At 53.3% G+C, this 287-nt stretch carries 1 tRNA gene and 1 rRNA gene; both read left to right on the forward strand.

Annotated features, from left to right (window positions below):
- Positions 1–49: 49 nt before the first annotated feature.
- Positions 50–166 (forward strand): 5S ribosomal RNA (rrf, locus tag AC6CIF_RS31935).
- A gap of 36 nt (positions 167–202) precedes the next feature.
- A tRNA-Ile gene (locus tag AC6CIF_RS31940) sits at positions 203–279 on the forward strand.
- Positions 280–287 lie beyond the last annotated feature (8 nt).

The following is a 287-nucleotide window of genomic DNA, read 5'->3' on the forward strand; positions in this document are numbered from 1 at the left end:
GCAAAACACTCACTCGTTGCTCAGTTTTGAGAGCTCAAACTCTCAAACGTTTGGTGGCGATAGCGAAGGGGTTCCACACGTTCCCATCCCGAACACGACCGTTAAGCCCTTCAGCGTCAATGGTACTTGGACCGCAGGGTCCTGGGAGAGTAGAACGCCGCCAAGCGTAACCCATTTTGGGTTCAAATAGTATATGTAATGTGGGCCCTTAGCTCAGTTGGTTAGAGCGCACCTCTGATAAGGGTGAGGCCGGTGGTTCGAGTCCACCAGGGCCCACCATCTATACC

It is taken from the genome of Paenibacillus sp. GQ49 (genome assembly GCF_059759055.1).